Source organism: Stenotrophomonas sp. 3diitr2024 (genome assembly GCF_042136455.1).
Lineage (GTDB): Bacteria > Pseudomonadota > Gammaproteobacteria > Xanthomonadales > Xanthomonadaceae > Stenotrophomonas > Stenotrophomonas sepilia.
Window position 1 is genome coordinate 1 of the sequence record NZ_JBHHMJ010000508.1, and the last position, 269, is coordinate 269.

General features: G+C 71.4%; 1 protein-coding gene. It reads right to left on the bottom strand.

From position 1 onward, the window contains the following. A partial coding sequence (locus ABGA94_RS12910; protein WP_375367469.1) for a LysR family transcriptional regulator occupies positions 1 to 196 on the bottom strand: 196 nt, incomplete at its 3' end. Positions 197 to 269 lie beyond the last annotated feature (73 nt).

The window sequence follows — 269 nt, forward strand, 5'->3', positions numbered from 1 at the left end:
CCAGAGCCGCCGCGCAGGAGGCGTAGTACGCCTCGCCATCGCTGGTCAGCGCAATGCGCCGCGTGGTGCGATGGAACAGGCGCACGCCCAGTCGCGCTTCGAGCCGCGCGATGGCCTTGCCCACCGCCGAGCGCGAAATGATGTCGGTGCTGTCGCTGCTGCAGGCCACGCCCAGCGCCACCCTGCGCGCCGCCATCGGCGAGGACGGCGAATCGCTGGCGCAGCGCCTGAAGAGCGAAGTGCTGTCCAGCGCCACCCAGCTTGGCGTC